General features: G+C 45.7%; 17 protein-coding genes. 8 read left to right on the forward strand and 9 right to left on the reverse strand.

From position 1 onward, the window contains the following. Positions 1-35: 35 nt before the first annotated feature. The 3 genes from AC23N5_RS13190 (at position 36) to AC23N5_RS13200 (ending at position 2745) form a co-directional block, all read left to right on the forward strand. Positions 36-1091 carry a hypothetical protein gene (locus tag AC23N5_RS13190; RefSeq protein WP_487755943.1) on the forward strand — a complete coding sequence of 352 codons (1056 nt, stop codon included), beginning with the start codon at positions 36-38 and terminating at the stop codon, positions 1089-1091. 208 nt (positions 1092-1299) lie between these two features. Further along, complete coding sequence (locus AC23N5_RS13195) at positions 1300-2013, forward strand: class I SAM-dependent methyltransferase (RefSeq protein WP_487755944.1); 714 nt, start codon at positions 1300-1302, stop codon at positions 2011-2013. A gap of 15 nt (positions 2014-2028) precedes the next feature. Continuing rightward, entirely contained in the window at positions 2029-2745 is a 717-nt protein-coding gene (locus AC23N5_RS13200; protein ID WP_487755945.1) for a class I SAM-dependent DNA methyltransferase, read from the forward strand. Between the two features lie 307 nt (positions 2746-3052). On the opposite strand, the gene AC23N5_RS13205 is transcribed toward AC23N5_RS13200, so the two are convergent. The 7 genes from AC23N5_RS13205 to AC23N5_RS13235 form a co-directional block, all read right to left on the reverse strand. Further along, a complete protein-coding gene (locus tag AC23N5_RS13205; protein WP_487755946.1) occupies positions 3053-6124 on the reverse strand; it encodes a TonB-dependent receptor in 3072 nt (1023 codons plus the stop codon). Positions 6125-6145: 21 nt separating this feature from the next. Then, positions 6146-7141 carry a FecR family protein gene (locus AC23N5_RS13210; RefSeq protein ID WP_183970902.1) on the reverse strand — a complete coding sequence of 332 codons (996 nt, stop codon included), beginning with the start codon at positions 7139-7141 and terminating at the stop codon, positions 6146-6148. Between the two features lie 4 nt (positions 7142-7145). Continuing rightward, positions 7146-7766, reverse strand: a complete 621-nt coding sequence (locus AC23N5_RS13215; RefSeq protein ID WP_183970903.1) for an RNA polymerase sigma-70 factor — start codon at positions 7764-7766, stop codon at positions 7146-7148. Positions 7767-8015: 249 nt separating this feature from the next. Further along, positions 8016-8906, reverse strand: a complete 891-nt coding sequence (locus AC23N5_RS13220; protein ID WP_122934063.1) for a hydroxypyruvate isomerase family protein — start codon at positions 8904-8906, stop codon at positions 8016-8018. Between the two features lie 139 nt (positions 8907-9045). Continuing rightward, positions 9046-9486 (reverse strand): carboxymuconolactone decarboxylase family protein, encoded by a 441-nt coding sequence (locus AC23N5_RS13225; protein ID WP_487755947.1) that lies wholly within the window; start codon positions 9484-9486, stop codon positions 9046-9048. A gap of 75 nt (positions 9487-9561) precedes the next feature. Beyond that, positions 9562-10137: a Crp/Fnr family transcriptional regulator gene (locus AC23N5_RS13230; RefSeq protein WP_487755948.1), complete on the reverse strand. Its 576-nt coding sequence runs from the start codon at positions 10135-10137 to the stop codon at positions 9562-9564. Positions 10138-10156: 19 nt separating this feature from the next. Beyond that, positions 10157-11134 (reverse strand): polyprenyl synthetase family protein, encoded by a 978-nt coding sequence (locus AC23N5_RS13235; RefSeq protein WP_487755949.1) that lies wholly within the window; start codon positions 11132-11134, stop codon positions 10157-10159. Between the two features lie 161 nt (positions 11135-11295). Between AC23N5_RS13235 and AC23N5_RS13240 the strand changes: the two genes are divergently transcribed. The 5 genes from AC23N5_RS13240 (at position 11296) to AC23N5_RS13260 (ending at position 16420) form a co-directional block, all read left to right on the forward strand. Next, positions 11296-12630 carry a D-alanyl-D-alanine carboxypeptidase/D-alanyl-D-alanine-endopeptidase gene (locus AC23N5_RS13240; protein ID WP_487755950.1) on the forward strand — a complete coding sequence of 445 codons (1335 nt, stop codon included), beginning with the start codon at positions 11296-11298 and terminating at the stop codon, positions 12628-12630. A gap of 14 nt (positions 12631-12644) precedes the next feature. Further along, positions 12645-13835 carry a DUF2252 domain-containing protein gene (locus tag AC23N5_RS13245; RefSeq protein WP_487755951.1) on the forward strand — a complete coding sequence of 397 codons (1191 nt, stop codon included), beginning with the start codon at positions 12645-12647 and terminating at the stop codon, positions 13833-13835. Continuing rightward, positions 13832-14398, forward strand: coding sequence for a Crp/Fnr family transcriptional regulator (locus AC23N5_RS13250; protein WP_183970909.1), 567 nt, complete (start codon positions 13832-13834; stop codon positions 14396-14398). The genes AC23N5_RS13245 and AC23N5_RS13250 overlap by 4 nt, the downstream gene beginning before the upstream one ends. A 69-nt stretch (positions 14399-14467) precedes the next feature. After that, the gene (locus AC23N5_RS13255) at positions 14468-15070 is read left to right on the forward strand and encodes a hypothetical protein (RefSeq protein WP_487755952.1); all 603 of its coding nucleotides are present in this window, start codon (positions 14468-14470) and stop codon (positions 15068-15070) included. Between the two features lie 180 nt (positions 15071-15250). Then, positions 15251-16420, forward strand: a complete 1170-nt coding sequence (locus AC23N5_RS13260; RefSeq protein ID WP_183970911.1) for an ATP-binding protein — start codon at positions 15251-15253, stop codon at positions 16418-16420. Between the two features lie 135 nt (positions 16421-16555). Here the strand turns inward: AC23N5_RS13260 and dnaJ are convergent, their stop codons facing one another. Together dnaJ and AC23N5_RS13270 are read right to left on the reverse strand one after the other, a co-directional pair. Next, positions 16556-17710, reverse strand: coding sequence for a molecular chaperone DnaJ (gene dnaJ / locus AC23N5_RS13265; protein WP_183970912.1), 1155 nt, complete (start codon positions 17708-17710; stop codon positions 16556-16558). 4 nt (positions 17711-17714) lie between these two features. Then, a complete protein-coding gene (locus tag AC23N5_RS13270; protein WP_487755953.1) occupies positions 17715-18263 on the reverse strand; it encodes a nucleotide exchange factor GrpE in 549 nt (182 codons plus the stop codon). Positions 18264-18505 lie beyond the last annotated feature (242 nt).

Raw genomic sequence — 18505 nt, forward strand, 5'->3', positions numbered from 1 at the left:
AAAAATAGCTTTGAGGGTCTTTTTCCCTTAAAGCTATGACCTTCTTTGGAAATCTTGCCCTTTTGTTGGCTCTTATTGGCTACTTCAGTCTGGCTACCATGGCTGGCAAACCTACGCCTGGTGGAGATGCGGGCGTGGGTCATGCCTTTGCGTTGTTGTTTGCTTATGCCGCCGTCGCTGTTGGAATCACCATTGCTACGGCGTTGGTATTTTGGAAGGGTGGCCTTGGTTGGGTTTCCGAAAAACCGTCTCTTCGCAATGCGTTGGTTGTTTTGGGGTGGACATCGGTGATGGTTTTTAGCTTTTTTGCAGCCATGAATGGCGACGGTGGCGCACCGTGGATTATGCGTTTTTTGGGGAAATACGTCGCTGTTTGGGCTTTGCCGCCTTTATTGGTAGTGGGTTTTGTGCTTGTCAACCCTTGGCTGCAAAGTGTCATTCCAAACGTAATTTGGCAATGGGCGCTCAAAGGAACGGTGGTATTTTGTGCCGTATGTTGTCTGGCAATAATAGGTGAATGGCTCGCCAATATTCCCGTTCAAGCGGCTCAACGCGCCGAAGCCGCTACCAATGAAGAACTACAACGTAAGCAACAGTTTTTAAAAGAAATAGAAAATACCGACGCTCAAACGTCGTTAGTGACGATTTTGGTATTTACCAACAAATACCAAGATACCGAAGTCAGAAATGCCGCCTTGGCCAAAATCAAGTCTAATCCACAGTGGCAACAGTACCTCGTCAGTCGCTTAGAAACGCCTTGGGCGGGCGAGGTTTTTGCTTTTTTAGCCGATAACGACGTCCCCGACAAAAGTTTGTTTTTCAGGTCAATCGAAAAAGGAATCTTGGAAATGGCCAAGCAATTTGAAGATGGAATGCGCCGAACGCACACGTTTTACGATGGACAGTTTTATTCGGAAACGGAAGATGTACTCGAAACCATTGCCAAATTTGAAGGCTCAGAAATAAACTACGTTCCTGCGGTTCGGAAGCTGCGAGCGGCCTTGGATACACCGCTCGAAAGCTACCAAAATCGGGCCAACTTACGGTGTATTCCTGTCTTGGATAAGTGGCTCAAAAAGCACGCGCATTAACTTTCCTTTGGGCTATTTTTTAACACCTGCATAGTAGAAAAAAGTACCTTCAAAAAAGTTGGAACTTACGCCTTAATGACCAAAACCAACGGCTGGAAAGTATAAATCTACGCTTCAAAAAAGCATAATTGAGTACCCTGTTTATCTCCCTTACTTTTGAACCAACAATCAGTTTTATCCTCTAAACACTCTTTAATCAACTACAGCAATGGAAGCAAAATTTTGGTTCGACTCATGGGACAAGGGCGGTTTTTACACGAGTTTTCACCGTCGCGACATTCATCCGTTTGTTTTAACATACTTTACCCCCAGCGAATTACGCGGTAAAACTGTCCTTGTCCCTTTGTGCGGCAAAAGTCTTGATATGGTTTATCTCGCGGCTTTTGCCGACAAAGTCATAGGGGTTGAGCTTGTTGAAAAAGCCATCATTGAGTTTTTTGAGGAGAATAAATTATCGTATCACCAACCAGACGAAGAGACGTACGTCGCAGGCAATATTACCTTACTTAGAAAAGATTTTATGGCGCTTACGCCCGAAGACCTCGGCCCCATCGACTGGGTGTATGACCGTGCTTCGCTCGTAGCGCTACCGCTCGATATGCGCCAAGAATACCTGCGCGCCATCGACCGCCTCACTGACGTAGGTACTCAGTCGTTAGTAATCACACTCGAATATTTCCCCTTGATTAATTCCGCGCCGTTTAGCATCACTGCCCAAGAAATGGATGACTACTACGGACTGGGGCATTTTATCAACCATGCCGAAAGCCCGTTGTTGATGCAGCATGGAATGGTACGCCGCTGGAACTTAGAGTATTTGTACGAACATGGCTTTATTTTGTCAAAACATACCAATGGAGTGATTTTGGAGAAAAAAAACCTTGTTCAACCGCTGCACTATGAGCTAAATGCCGTAGGTTAGGGTTTTTGAACTCCCATGAGTGCTTTATACAACGAACTTGCCAAGGTCTATGACCAAATGTACCAGCAGCTCTTTGATTATGACCAAGAGTTTGCCTTTTATCACCAGCAATTACAAAACGCCACAGCCCAGTCGGTACTCGAACTGGGCTGTGGCACAGGGAATCTAGCCCAACGGTTTTGCGACGCAGGCTACGACTATTGGGGCATCGACCTGAGTGAGTCGATGGTAGAATTGGCTCGGCAGCGCGTTCCCAAAGCCAGCATTCATGCGGCTGATATGTGTAGTTTCGAGCTGGGGCGTACCTTCGATATGATTTGTATTACGGGTCGGAGTATAAGTTATTTGCTTCACAATCAGGATGTAGAGCAGTGCTTTGCTTCGGTTGCCCGCCATCTTGCTCCTCAAGGAAAATTTGTTTTTGATGCCATCGATGCCGCTGCTCTTTTTGACGATTTTCATCAAACCCGAACTGACGAAATTATGGTATCTCCTTACCGACGGTTGAGCCGAAGCACGCCCAATTTGAGCACGGGCTGGACGTGGGACTGGGTGTCGGATTATTACGAAGGGGACAGGTTGATTGGTCAAGACGAAGTGACATTGCGGGCTTTTTTGGTGGAAGAACTTCGATTGTTACTGGCTCGAAATGGTCTCACCCTAAGCCAGATTCTCGACAAAGACGCTTATGCCTGGAAAGACGCTTACTTTATTGCCCACAAAAAACGCTGACAATCATTGCCAGCGTTTTTTGTATTATCGTGTAAAGGGTTGCTCACAACCCGATGATATGTTATTAATTAGTTGAGCATAAATTTTAGTGTATTTGTAGTTTATATCGCTTCGGAGAAGCACAACCTTTGTAGTAGTAGAGGGGGCATCCATAAAACCCTTTTGCTTCGGAGAAGCATAACTTGTTGCTTTGTTATGCTTCTCCGAAGCAAAAATTAAAAAATCACCTGCTGTTACTACAAATGTTGCGCCTCTACCGAGGCTACTTTGAATTACTCAAAAACTTTTGCTTTATTACTTAACAAGCCTAGAACTTGAAGTTGAGGCTTGCGTTGAAAATAGCCCCTAATTGGCTAAACTGCGAACCATCGTAAGTCACGTTTGAGTAGCGTCCGTTGAACGTAATCAAGTTATATTGGTCCCAATATTTGGCAGATGGCACGTTGTTTTTGGCATCAAAACGCGTACGAGTACCTGTTTTGAGGTCAACAAAATCCCATTTTGGCATGACATTGAATAAGTTAGAGGCATTGAGCGTCAATGTGGCTTTTGACGTAAACGGAATCGTAATGCTCAAGTCAGTAACCACGGCTGGGACAAACTCCGTATCGGTATTTTCGTCTAAACCATTTTGGTGGAAACGAGTGGGGCCAAACAAGGTATTGTTGAGGTTGAACATAATTTTCTTGAGCGCGTAGTCAAAGCCAAGAATTGTTTTGTACTTAGGACGTGACGAAAACAAAAGCGCATCTTGTGTGCGGTCAAACACCGACTTGCCCGCATCGGCAATCAACTTCGTATTTTTTACTGACGTATATTTATTCTCGAAGGTGTAATTACCTGCCAAATTGACCGACAGCTTTCCTGGGCCAAGGAGCAAATTGCGTTGAGATACCACAAAGTCAAGTCCCGATGTTGTTGTATTTAGGGCATTTGAGAAGAAGCTTACCGCCACAATACCGTTGCTGGTCAAGATTTTATCTAAAGCGGTATTGCCCGCTGTTGTCCCCGCAATTTCCGAACCAAGTACGATACGGTCTTTCACTTTGATGTTATAGTAATCCAACGTAATGCTCAAGTTTTTGTTAGGGTTCAAGCCCAAACCAAGCGTGAAGTTGGTCGATTTTTCAGGCGTAAGTTTAGGTACCCCCAACGCAAATGCTTGCGGACTTACGTTGTTTACGATACCTTTTGTTTGAATACCTTGGCCAGGCACAAAGCTTGCTTGCGCCAACTGTTGGTAAATTTGATGCAACAACGGCGCGCGGAAACCCGTAGAATACGACCCACGAATGGTTACTTTATCGTTGTTGAATTTATAACGGCTACTGATTTTGAATACGTTGGCATTTCCAAAATCGCTATAGCGTTCGGCACGGAATGTACCATTGACTAAAAAATCTGGCGTAATATCATAACCTAAGTCCACGTATCCCCCGAAGTTGAAACGCGTGTTTGTTCCTGCGTTGTTAGGCGTTGTGCCTGGGAAAGAGTCGGCGCCTGAGCCTACGTACGAAGAAGTATCTCCTTCAAACACCGTAAATTTCTCCATCCGAAACTCCGACCCAATGGCAAAGCTAAGTTTGTCAGAGAGCTGTTTTGAAAGGTCAATGTTTCCTACATTGTGCGAGAAGGCATAGCCGCCTGGTTTAAAATAAATAGGGGAGTTTTTACCCAAACTACGGTTGCGGGTATTTGACACCGTATAAAGTTGCTTGTTGCCACCCGTTGTAAAGCTCAAATCAGTTTTCCAGCCGTTCTTTTCGCTACGTACCCCCATTGTTCCGTTGTAGTCGTTCAAATCACCCTGGAAGGTTGGTACGTAACCTACGTAAGTTTGACCCGCAGGGGTAAGAAGTCCGTCGTCGGTCGTACGCCAGTAAGGTGTGCGGTAATTGGCAAAACTGTTTACTTTTTTGTAAACGTAAGCAGCATTGAAATAAAACTCCGAGTTTTCGCCGACAGGTACTCCGCCGTTTACCAAAAACTTCGCGGCCGTGTTTTCAGGTTGGCCGTTGACGTTTCCTGCGTCAGGGTATTTGGCCAAAAATGCTTTTACGGTGGACAAATCAGCCCCAAATCCCAGGTTGCCATCGGCTTCGGCTTCAGCGCTTACAGTGCCCGGGCGGTTGGCCAAAGCGGTACGACTGAAGTCGATGGTGTAGTTGATGTACCCATTGCCAAAATTTGCCCCGTTGTTTACCGCAACTCCAACGTGTTGGCCATCGCCTTTGTGGGTGATACCCGTCGTAAGGGTAGCCGAACCGTAGTCAAATTTATCTTTTAGGATAATGTTCATTACCCCCGCAATCGCGTCCGAACCATATTGTGCCGAGGCTCCATCACGCAAGATTTCTACGCGCTTGATGGCTTGTTGAGGAATCGCCGAAATGTCCGCCCCACTTTCCCCACGTCCTGGTGAGGTTTGGATGTACATCAACGCACTGGTGTTTTTACGCTTTCCGTTAATCAAAATCAACGTACGGCTTGGCCCCATGTTACGGATTTCGTAAGGGTCAAGCAGCGATGTCGCATCGTTGACGGGCGTATTGACGGTGTTAAACGAAGGCACGCGGTATTGAAGGGCTTTGTCAAACGTCAATTGACCCGTAGTACGCAAATCGGCTGCCGAAAGAATATCAATCGGGAGTGGTGTATCGGTCATGGTACGTTTTGACGTACGGCTACCTACTGATACAATTACCTCGTTCAACGACTGCACACTCGGTACCAATTTGACGTCGATTTGGGTTTGGCTACCTACCGCAATTTCCTGCGTTGCAAAACCCACAAACGAAAACGACAACGTCCCGCCAGCGTCAGGAACGTTGATTTTGTATTGGCCTTGTGCGTCGGTTACTACCCCTTGGTTAGTTCCTTTGAGGGCAATACTTACGCCTGGCAGTGCTTCCCCTTTTTCGGCATCTACGACTTTTCCCGAAATCGACTTATCTACTGCTTGTACCATTTCAACCGTTGGAATAGCGCTTTCCACTGTCGAATTTTGCGGAGCTCCGCCTAAGTTCATGGCGCCCTTCTCGGCTTTTTGGGCAATGATATAACTTCCGTTATGGCTCTTCTTAAACTGAAGATTGGTGTTTTGAAGGATTTTACTGAGGTTATGTTCCAAGTTACGGCTGTAATTAACGGCATCCATTGACACCGAATAGCTACTTACGTTTCGATCAAAGAACAAAATGTCGCTTTTGTAATGGTTCTTCAAATCATGAAGCGCTTCTTTGAGCGACTTCTGAGCGGCGGCCGCAGTTGTTTTCATAGAGGCGCTGGCATGAGCGCGGGCAAGCAATTGAGCTGTGCTAGGGCTGTTGGCGCCTAGTACCATGCCTGCCATTAACATCATAGGTAAGTGTTTTTTCATAAGGCAGTGATTGTTGATTAGTTATAGATTTGTTTCTGAATAAATGATAATCTCATTTCCTTCGTGACGGTAGCGCAAATTGGCCGCTTCCGAAAGTGTTTCGAGCAATTCGCCTGCATTTTGGGCCGTAAACGAACCCGATACCGTCCAAGAACTTAGCTCTTGATTTTCGATGCGGACTTTTACCCCAAAGTTTTCGAGAAATAAGTGCGTAATGTCGTCCAACGGCGTTTCGTCAAACACAAAGCGGTGCTCTTTCCATGCTACGTATTTTTCGGGTTCACTGGTTACAGTTTGTTTCAGCTGGTTTTGCGGGTCAATCATCACCAAATCGCCAGGTTTCATCGTTACTTCTTTGGGCGTAGTGCCTTGGCGGTAGCGTAGCTGTACTTTTCCTTTGTTCAAGATTACTTTAGCACCGCGTTCACGGCTGAAGACCGTAAATTCAGTACCGAGCACCAAGACCTCGAATTTGCGATTGGTTTTGACAATAAAAGGCTGGTGTGTGGCGGTATGAACCACCGAAAACGCTCCTTCGCCTTGCAGGAATACTTCACGGGTATGATCGCCAAAACCAAAACGCGGTACTCGGAGCGAAGAGTTGGCATTGAGCGTAACCTGACTTCCGTCGTCCAAGCGAAAAGACGAAGTTTGGCCAAAAGCGGTGCGGTAGGTTTTATACAAAATCGTGTCTTGTTTGAGCCAAGCCGTCAAGCCCAAGGCCGCTACGACAGAAGCCGCCGCCCACCATTGAAAAGGTTTAAAAAATGTTCTTGATTTCGCAGTAGGAAAATGAGCTTCCTGAATACGAGCAAAATGGGTTTGAAGTGCTTCTTCTACATCGGGAACAAACTGCGGGTTTTGCTGCTCCCATCGAACAAGGGCGGCGTAAAATTTTTCTAGATTTTCGGAATACTTCACCCATTCGTCAATCTGTTGTTTTTCAAATACCGTCGCATTGCCCGCTAGGTATTTGCCCAACATGTCATCGGTTATGTGGACGTTTGTGGATTGCATTTGATTATGACCATTTATCGCGTAGGGTATCGCGTAGTTGTTTAAAGGCTTGGTAAAGGTGTGCTTCCACAGTACGAGACGAAACCGACAATTCTTCGGCAATCTCGTGGCTCCGTTTGCCATCGAAGCGGTTCATCAAATAAATCTGACGGCGCTTGATGGGCATGGCATTGATGGCATTCTGAATGTCTTGGTAAAGTTCTTCGTACTGGGTGATGGAGTCGGGGTGTTGTGCTTCGTGGGTACTTACCGACGCGGCATTTTCGAGGGCGGTTTTGCGCTGCATTTCCCGTCGTACGTAATCAAAACAGCGATGTCGGATGGTAGTAAATAGATAAGCCCTAAACGAAGTATCTATTTTTTTGTAAAGTTGTTCGCTGTGAAATTCGTAGAAAATATCCGACACCAAGTCTTCGGCAATGGCCTTTGAAGAAACAAATCGCAGCGCATGGCTACAAAGGGGAGTGTAATACAGCCTAAACAGCAAGGCAATGCCTGCATCGACACTTTGGCCGAACGCTTGCCTTACCCTATCCTCTACTTCTAGCGATAGGTTTTTAGGGGCTTCATCATTGGTTATCTGCCAAAAAGGAGTTCGTTCGGAGTTCGGCTTTGGTTGCTCCATTTGGTTTTTTTAAAGAGGTCAGTTTAAGGCATAGACGATTAACGAGTTTAAAATACTTAGTGTGAATAAATTTTTTTTTGGGTAATTTACAAAAAAAGGGACGTTTGTGAAAAACGCCCCTTTTTAATTTTATAAACTAGAAAATAGTTTATAATGATATTTTTATACTGTAAATGCTGGTTTATGACAAATTTGCTTTGGTATGGTTTATGTTGGGTTTTGCCCCTAAAAATAAACCAATCAGATACGTTACACGTCGCAAATCAACACGCATTTTTTCAAAGCTTCTAGCATTCCTGCTTTGTCTTTGGCTTTTGGTACAAATTCTTGTCCGATGTATCCTTTATAACCCGAGGCCACAATCGCTTTCACAATGGCAGGGTAATAAATTTCTTGGGTATCGTCGATTTCGTTACGACCAGGGTGCCCGCCTGTGTGGTAGTGACTGATGTATTTACCATAGCGCTGAATGTTGCGAATATGGTCGCCGCTCATGCTTTGCATGTGGTAAATGTCGTACAAGAGTTTGAATTTCTCAGACCCCACCATTTCGCACAGTACTGCTCCCCATTCTACATTATCGGCTTGATAATCAGGGTGACTAGCGCGTGAGCTCAATAACTCCATCGTGAGGGTTACGTTGTATTTTTCGGCCAACGGAATCAGGCGTTTAAGCCCTTTTTGGCAATTGAGCAATCCTTGATAATCGCCCAAACCACGGCGGTTTCCTGAGAAACAAATTACGTTGGTGATTCCGTACTCTTGGGCTTGGGGCAATAATTCTTCGTAGCATTTTACGATGATGTCGTGATTTTTAGGGTCGTTCAAAAAACTACCTAAGCCCGTTTTTTCAGGCCAAGGGTCGGCCCATCCCAAGGCAGAGGTCAAGCCGTAGTTTTTCATAATCGCCCACTCTTTGGGTCCTGTTAGCTCAATCGACTCAATGCCCATGTCTTTGCTGGCTTGGCAAAGTTCTTCGAAGGGGATAGAGGCGTAGCACCAGCGACTTACTGAGTGCTTGATATTTCCTTTGAGTTTAAGGGGGGCGTGCGCTTCAGCAGAATCGACAATAGCAGGAATCGTAGCCGCCGAAGCTCCTAAGGTTTTGAGGGCATCGCGGCGAGAAAGGTTTGATTTCATTGGTTACAATGGTAAGTGTTGCTTGTGCCATTTTTTTACACCTACAAAAGTGCCTTTCCCTGTTAAATTACTGCTAACGTAGCACATTACCTTTCGACCCATTTGCTGTCAGGCTGTTGTCAAATAAAACGATGATTGATTATTTGGCGACAGGAAGCTGAGTGCTGATGGCAATTCGATTCCAAGAATTGATAACGACCGCCACCATGATGAGTTGGGCAATGCTTTTTTCGTCGTAGTACTTTTGGGCATTTTGATAGGTAGCCTCCGACAAGCCTCCTTGGTGAATCAGTGTGATGTCTTCGACAACGGCCAACGCGGCTTTTTCTTCTTCCGAAAAAAGGTCGGTTTCTTTCCACGCATCCAATAACAGTAACCGTTTGGCGGTTTCGCCGTTTTTTAGGGCGCTGGTAGCGTGCATGTCGATACAGAAAGCACATTGGTTGAGCTGCGAAGCCCTTACTTTCATTAATTCTTTAGTCGTAAGCGGAATGCTGGTGTTTGCTAGGGTAGTTTCAACTCCGTACATGGCTTTCCATGCTTCGGGAAAAGCGTTCTGAATTTTTACTCGATTGCTCATTTTTACCTTTGTTTATGATGTTTGAAATGATGGTACAAAGGTGAGGCAACAACGGTAAAAAAAACTTAAACTGGTTTAAGAAATGCTTTTTTTCCTGATTTCGCTTAAATATTCAGGGGTAAAACCGAGGTAGGAGGCAATGAGGTATTGCGGAACGCGCTGGAGGAATTCGGGTTGGCTCTTCCGAAAAAAATGGTAAAGCTCTTCGCTAGAGTGTTCGTGCCGAAATTTGAGGCGCTTTTGAGTAGCGGCCAATGCTCTTTGATAAACGCATCTAAAGTATTTTTCCATCGCAGGGTGGGCTTCCAGCAGCTTGTCGTGGGCATCTCGGTGAAGCATTAACACCTCTGTGTTTTCGACTGCCTGAATGTAAAATTCTGCACTTGCCTGACTGATAAACGAGAAAGTATCGGTCATCCACCAGTTTTCGATGGCAAATTCGGTGGTTTGCTCGACGCCCTTTTCGCTGATAAAATATTTCCTTAAAATTCCCTTGGCCACAAAATAGGTTGCTTTGCAGACCTGCCCTTCGTTCAATAAATTTTCCTTTTTTTTGAGCGTTTGATGTTTGAAATAGCCGAAAATTTCGGCCATTTCGTCATCGCTAATGGAAACAAATTTATTGATATGTGCTTGTAGCAAGGGAGACATGTTGTGAAACACCTAGGAGTTAGCTTTCACGCCCCACCAAAAAATCGGCAAAATCGAGTAAAGGCTTTTTGCGTGCTTCGGCTACGGGCAGGTTTTGCAAAACGTCAAAACCATGGGCAAAATACGCATTGGCCTTGGCTTCCGCAATTTTGTCAATCCCCAGTTGGGTATAAATATCGGTCACGGCAGCTACTTTGGTGGCGGTGTCGTACGTACCTTGTTCCTGAGCCAGCCAGTAGTGAAGTTGTTCTTTGGTTTCCCCTTCGGCCAGCAAAAGGGCTTCGATGAGCATAAACGTTTTTTTGTTGGCAATGATGTCGCCGCCGACTTGCTTACCAAATTTCTCGGGGTCGCCATACACATCCAGCAAGTCATCTTTTAACTGAAAACCTAGCCCCATGCTTACGCCCGCGTCGTAGAGGGCCTGGGTGGTGGCGTCGTCGGCTCCTGCAATAATTCCGCCCAATTCCATGGCAAAACCCAGCAAAACAGACGTTTTGAGGCGAATCATTTCGATGTATTCTTCCTGCGACACGTCGGTACGCGTCTCAAAGTTCATGTCAAACTGTTGTCCTTCGCATACTTCTGCCGCCGTCCGATTAAAGCGTTTGATGACTTTTGGTAAATAGGCGGGTTCTACGTCCAACAAAAGTTCATAGGCATTGACCAGCATTACGTCGCCCGACAGAATTGCCGTATTGGCGTTCCATTTTTCGTGGACTGTCGGTTTGCCACGGCGCAAAGGTGCGCAGTCCATGATGTCGTCGTGCATGAGCGTAAAATTATGAAACACCTCGACGGCCACGGCGGGTTTGAGGGTTTTCTGCCAATCATCCGTAAAAAGGTGGGCCGAGAGTGTTGTCAAAAGAGGTCGTAAACGTTTGCCTCCCAACGACATGATGTACTGAATAGGTTCGTATAATTCGATGGGGTTTGCTCCGTAGGTGGTGTTATCGACTTGCTTGCCAATGGCCTCTAAGAAAGGTTGAAACGTCATGCTATAAATAGGAATAAAAAGCTTTGAAGCCCAAAATAAGGGAACTTATACGTATAAACGGTGGCTGGCCAAAAAAGTTTTGAGGAAATTATGTAAAAACCTTTGGCAAAGTCCCCAACTTTGGCAAAGTTCGCGAACGTACCACCCACAAGCTTGATTTTATGCTACGTCCTCTACAAACCCTTTTTTTTGCCTTTATTGGCAGTTTTTTATTGACAAGTTGTGCTACTTCCCAAACCAAATCGACGGCCAAAGTTAACAACGCACCGTCTGCTACCAAGTGGGGAGAGTTGGTGAGTAATTCGGCCGTTTTTCGTCAAAACCATACGGGATTTGCCTTGTATGACCTCGAAAAACAAGAAACCGTAGCCGAATACCAAGCCGACCGCTATTTTACACCCGCCTCCAACGCCAAACTTTTTACGCTCTACGCGGGGCTATGTATGCTCGGTGACTCTATCCCCGCCTTGCGCTATACCACCAAGGGTGATTCGCTGATTTTTTGGGGAACAGGCGATCCCTCTTTACTTCACCCCGATATGCCTGCCTCAAACGTTTTTGCTTTTCTGAAAAACTGGCGCGGCCATTTGTTTTATTATCCCCACAATTACACAGGCAAGCGCTTCGGGGCGGGTTGGTCGTGGGCCGATTATGCCGACTACTACCAAGCCGAGATTTCGCCTTTACCTTTGTACGGCAACGTCGTACGCTTTACCAACAACACCGTCAGTCCGCGTACGTTCAAAGACAGTTTGCGCACGGCGGCTTGGTCCGAAAAATTCAAACTAGCGCGCGACGAATTTGCCAACAATTTTTACTCGATGGGTTGGCCTACCAAATCGTTTACCGAAGATTTGCCCTTCCGCGTTGCCAACTCCACCATGGCCTATTTGCTTTCGGATACGCTCAAAAAAGAAGTTCGATTGTTTCCAAAAACAGCTCTTGGGCCACAGTTCAAGACAATTTACAGCTTGCCTATCGATACCCTCTACCGCCGTATGTTGCAGGTGAGCGACAACATGTTTGCTGAGCAAATTTTACTCTTATGCGCCTCCCAAATCGACCCGAACAACGAAGGCATCGACGCTACGAAAGCCATTGAGCACGTTAAAAAACAGTTTTTGGCCGACCTCCCCGACGAGCCTATTTGGGAAGATGGTTCGGGCTTATCGCGCTACAATTTGTTTACGCCGCGTTCGGTGGTGAAATTATTACAGAAAATATACGCAAAAGTTCCTCAACAAGAACGCCTCTTTGGGCTGATGGCGATTGGTGGAAAAGCGGGAACCATTCGGAATCAGTACAAAAGCAAAACGCCTTTTGTTTTTGCCAAAACGGGGTCGTTGGCCAACACGTATTGTTTGAGTGGTTATCTTCGTACCAAAAGCGGCAAAACGCTGATTTTTAGCTTGATGAACGGAGCTTATATCAAAAAAACGGCCGAAATTCGTGCAGAAGTAGAGAAAATTTTGACCGAAATTCACGAAAAGTACTAGACGTAATTACAGGTATGACAGTCAACGAACACATAAAACAGTCGAATCAAGGGCGCAACGCACAGTTGTTGGAACAAAAATACGAACGCATGTCGGAGGGGCTGTTCTTATTTTTTCGGGCAACTTCATCGGTCTTTTTTCAAGACTTTGCACAGCATTTTTCGACCACCGACCCGACCCGCGTTTGGGGGTGTGGAGATTTGCATTTGCAGAATTTTGGTACCTACAAAGCCGAAAATCGCTTGGTTTATTTTGACATTAACGATTTTGATGATGCCGCTCTACTGCCCGCTACTTGGGAGCTGGCACGGATGCTCACGAGCCTTTACATCGCAGGGGAAGAGCTGGATTTGGAACCCGAAGAAAACGAACAAATGGCGCTCGCGTTTTTGGATAGTTATACCAAAACCCTGGTTTCGGGAAAACCCATCGACATTGAGAGGCGCACTGCCACAGGCATGTTGGCCGAATTTTTTGACCAACTTGAAAAACGCCGCCGCAAGGATTTTATCAAAGCACGTACCGTTAAAGTAGAAGGTGAACGCAAACTCAACCTCGAAAATGGCAAGGTGTTGCCTATATCGGCACAAAAGCGTTCGGAAATCGAAACGTTGCTAACGGCTTGGCTTCAACAACACCCCAATCCGTTTTTTACCCGTATTTGTGACATCGGTGTGCGGCTTACGGGAACGGCCAGTTTGGGTTTAGAACGTTACGTGATTTTGGTCGAAAATACGAAAGAGAAACAGTATTTGCTCGATCTCAAAGAGGCAAGAACGTCCACGCTAGCACCGCTTTTGCCGCTTTCCCAGCCTACTTGGCCTACTGAAGCCGCTCGGATTGTGGGTATCCAAAGTCGGGTCAACAATGTACTACCAACCTTGTTTTGCGAAATCGTAGGTCAGGGAAAATCGTTTGTGTTGAAAGAACTTCAACCCGAGCAAGACAAGCTAGACTTTCATTTGTGGGATGGCGAGCTGGAAACGCTCGAAGACTTGATTCGAACCACGGCCGTTATTGTTGCCTCGGGGCATTTACGAAGTGCAGGGCGTCAAGGTTCGTCGATTGCCGATGAGTTGATTGACTTTGCGAAGCAACCGCAGTGGCAGCAAGACCTACTCACGTTTTGCCGCGAATATCCTAACAAAGTTCACCAAGATTATTTCGCTTTCTGTGAAGCGCATGAAGAGGGTTTTTTTGAATGATGTCGCCCATTATTCACTTTTTTGATGAAATAGAACGGCTTCCCGAGGAAGCCAAAGCGCTCATTGCCCAAAAAGCCAAGCTTCACCGATTTGCCAAGGGAGAAATCATTTTTCAGCAAGGCCAAGTCTGCCACCATATGTTTTTTATGGTGTCGGGCTTGGCGCGCGTTTTTCACGGAAAAGAAGACAAAGAAGTGGTCGATTGGCTAGCGACACAGGGAAACCCTTTTACGGCCATCGATAGCTTTTATGCTCGGCAGCCCAGTCGATATACGATTGAAATTTTGGAAGATTCGCAGGTGTATTCCATTGGGTATGATGACTTAGAAGCACTTTGTCGGCAGTTTCACGTCGTGGAGCGCATCGCCCGTTTGGTGACAATGGAGCAGTTTTTGATTTTACAAGAACGCGTTGACATGATTCAGTTTCAAAATGCCCAACAGCGGTACGACACCTTCCTTCGCCGCTTCCCCGACCTCAGCAACCGTCTCCAACTGACGCATATTGCCTCCTATTTGGGAATTACCCTCGAAACCTTGAGCCGTATCAGGGCCAAATATTGATTTTTTGACATTTGTCAAATGAAGTGTCTGACGCTTTCCAGACTTTTGGAGGTATAAACACTCGCCACCATGGACAAAACAAAAAGCCTTCACCGAATTTCGGGAATCATCATTGCCATCTTTGCCGCAGCCCACCTTTTTAATCACGCAATGGCGTGGTATGGCATCGAAACGCACCGCGACATAATGGAAGCCCTGCGCAACATATACCGCCAGCCCGTTGTTGAGACAGTACTTCTGTTGTGTTTTGGGTTTCAAGTATATAGTGGCATGAAGCAAGCGGTGGCCCTTAGAAAAGTGCCTCATTTGAGTTTAAACGACCGTTTGCAAATGTACGCTGGTTGGGCTTTTGCGTTTTTTATTGTCCAACACATTGGGGCAGTAGTTGGGCAGCGTCTCTACTTTGGTACCAACACCGACTTCTATTTTGCGGCTCGGGTAGTGTTAGAAGCACCTTTTAAGTATTACTTTGTCCCCTATTATTTTTTGGGAATCATGGCGTTGGGTATCCACGTAGCAGCTACGCACCGTAAAAAAATCGCTGGAATGGTGGGCGAAAAGCAAGCTACGTTTCATGGTTTAGTCATTACTGCCTTGGCTTTTTTTACTGCGATACTGATTTTGTATGTTTTTATGGGAGGGCGTTATGAAATTGCTATACCTAAAGTGTAGGAAGTGTATGGAGGTTTAGCATCATGTAGCCTCACTGAGTTTTCTGTGTACTTGGAGTAATAAACCGAGACATAAAAATTTTGTATTCTGAAATATAAACTTTCAAATAGCAAGATTTTTAGATAAAAAATTGTAATATGAAACCTTTTGGTTATTTTTGAAAAAAGGAAATGACCAAAAATGATACTCCGTACCATCGAACCACAATTGTTGGAAGCATTAGAAAATATGCCTGCTGTGGCGTTATTGGGCCCACGACAGGTAGGAAAGAGTACTTTAGCCCACAAAATTGCGGATGTTTACACTCAAAAACCCAAACTACTGCTTGACTTAGAATCCGAATTCGACCGTACTAAACTCACCAATCCTGAAGCGTATCTTGCTCAATTCGGAAACCATCTCATTATCATTGACGAAGTACAACGCCAACCCGAACTTTTCAGTACATTGCGTGTGCTGATTGACCAACGCAAGCGAGCAGGCGAGCGAGCAGGTCAGTTTTTACTGTTAGGTTCTGCATCCAGAGATTTGTTGCAACAAAGTTCTGAAAGCTTGGCAGGAAGGATTCGATACATGGAGTTGAGTCCTTTTCAAATAGACGAACTACCCGAAGAGCCTTTGGAAAAACGTTGGCTCAGGGGCGGCTATCCCGATAGTTTTTTGGCACCTAATGACCAAGAGAGTTGGAATTGGCGAGGCGATTTCATCGAAACTTACGTAGAGAGAGATATTCCACAGGTAGGTTTTAGGGTTTCATCGGCTCGTATGCGGACTTTCTGGAAGATGTTGGCACAGCTGCAGGGGCAGCAAATCAATCTTTCGATGCTTGGCAAATCGCTGGAAGTGAGTCATACCACTGTCAGGAGTTATCTGGATATTTTGGGCGAGCTTTTTATGGTGAGAGAATTGCCCCCTTGGTCGGGAAATACGCGAAAGCGATTACTTAAATCACCCAAGGTGTATATCCGAGATAGTGGTTTGCTACACCGCCTCGCCATGATTACCGACCTTGACGCGCTCCTTGGGCATCCGTTAGTAGGTTTCTCGTGGGAAGGGTTTGTGATAGAAAGTATCCTCAGCCATTTGAGTAATCAATGGCAGGTTTCCTACTATCGTACCGCCGAACAGACCGAAATAGATCTTATTTTGGAAAATGCTACCGAACGCTGGGCCATTGAAATAAAAAGAAACCTAACTCCCAAAGTGCCTGCGGGCTTTATTCGGGCTGCCGAAGACATCGAAGCCACTCACCGATGGATAGTATATAGTGGTTTTGAGCAATTTCCGATGCCACACCACACTACAGCCATTGGGTTAAGGGCATTTTTGGCGCTCTTGAAACGGAGTTGACGTTGAGCAAGCCCAAAGGTGTACTTGGTGGTAAAAAGAATAGAACAGAACAGAACAAGGCAAAAACCTAAACAGATTCTATATAAAAAAAACGGGCACCTCTCAGCGCCCGTTTTTCTGTTGTATATGAAACTTTTAATGGAAGAAATCCTTCATTTTTTCAAAAAAACCTTTCTCATTTTTTCCAGGTTTAGGCTGGAAGTTGGGAGAGTTGCGGAGTTTTTCGAGCAGGGCACGTTCGTCGTTACTTACTTGTTTTGGCGTCCAAATATTGATATGAATCAACTGATCACCACGGCCGTAGCCATTGAGTTCTTTGATTCCTTTTCCTTTCAAACGCAAAATTTTGCCGCCTTGAATACCCGCTTCAATCGGTACGCGTGCTTTTCCGTCGAGGGTAGGGACTTCAACGGCTGTTCCTAATGCGGCATCAATAAAGCTAAGGTGCAAGTCATACACCAAGTTGTTGCCATCGCGCTTCAACTGCTCGTCTTCTTCTTCCTCCACGACAATCAACAAATCTCCTGCGATACCGCCACGTGGAGGCACGTTTCCTTTGCCACTCATGGAAAGCTGCATTCCGTCGGCTACTCCGCCAGGAATTTTGATGCTAATTAAATCCTCCTCTAATACCCGTCCTTCACCTGCGCAAGCTTCACAACGTTCGGTGACAATTTTTCCGTCTCCGTTACACGTAGGGCAAGTGCTGGTCGATACCATTTGGCCGAGCATCGTACTTACTACTTTACGTACTTGGCCGTTTCCGTTACACGTATGGCAGGTTTTAAGTGAGCCGCCATTTTTAGCGCCGTTGCCGCCGCAAGTGTTGCAACTTACGTAGCGTTTTACTTTGATTTTTTTATCAGCTCCTTCGGCTACTTCGCGAAGGTCTAATTTGAGTTTGATGCGGAGGTCGGTTCCACGACGGACGCGACGGCCACCGCCGCCACCACCACCGCCAAACATATCCCCAAATGGCGACGAATCGCCAAATATATCCCCAAACTGAGAGAAAATATCGTTGATGTCGAAACCTTGGCCACCGCCAAAGCCGCCGTTTCCGCCCATGCCTGCGTGCCCAAACTGGTCATAACGTTTGCGTTTTTCGGCATCACTGAGCACTCCGTAGGCTTCGGCAGCTTCTTTAAATTTTTCTTCTGCCGACGGGTCGTCAGGATTTTTGTCAGGGTGGTATTTGATAGCCAACTTACGGTAGGCTTTCTTGATTTCATCCTCCGACGCCCCTTTGCTTACGCCAAGAATTTCGTAATAGTCTCTTTTTTGTGCCATTATCTTAACTGCCCACTACCACTTTTGCGTAGCGAATCACTTTTTCGTTCAAGAAATATCCTTTTTCTATTTCGTCAATCACCTTGCCCTTTAAGTCTGCACTAGGGGCTGGGAACTGCGTAATCGACTCGTGTAGGTCCGCATCAAATACTTCCCCTTTTGCCGTCATTGGTTTTAGACCTTTGGCTTCCAGTGTTTTGGAGAACTTGTTGTAAATCAACCCAACACCTTCTTTCAACGGGGCAATTTCGTTGACCGTTTCAAAAGAAGCCATCGCGCGTTCAAAATCATCAACGACTGGCAGTACTGCCTTCATCAATTCTTCATTGGCATTTGAAATAAGGTCGAGTTTCTCTTTGGCAGTACGGCGGCGGAAGTTTTCAAAGTCGGCGTATAAACGCAAATATTTGTCTTTCAATTCCGTTACTTCTGCTTCCAATTTTTCTGTTTTGGTTACTTCCGTTTCTTGCGCTATTTCTGTAGCCTCTGGTGTAGGCGTAGTTTCTTCTGCCACAATCTCTTCGTTTTGGATTGGTTCGTTCTCGGTTGTCATATTTTTAAAAATACCTTTATTGCTCTTTTTTATAACTACAAATATCTAAAATTTCTTTGCCACAGTAGCCAAAACTGACAGATTGGCAGATGTGCAACGGGTTGCTCACAACCCGCTTGAAAGCGGCAAAGATGAAAGGGCAAAATTTAAAAATGTAAATGTGCAAAACCTCAAGTGTGCCAAGGGTTGCTCACAACCCGCTCGAAATCGCAACAAATAAAACCTCAAACAGGAAACCCCCA

This window comes from Runella sp. R5_40 (genome assembly GCF_057652295.1).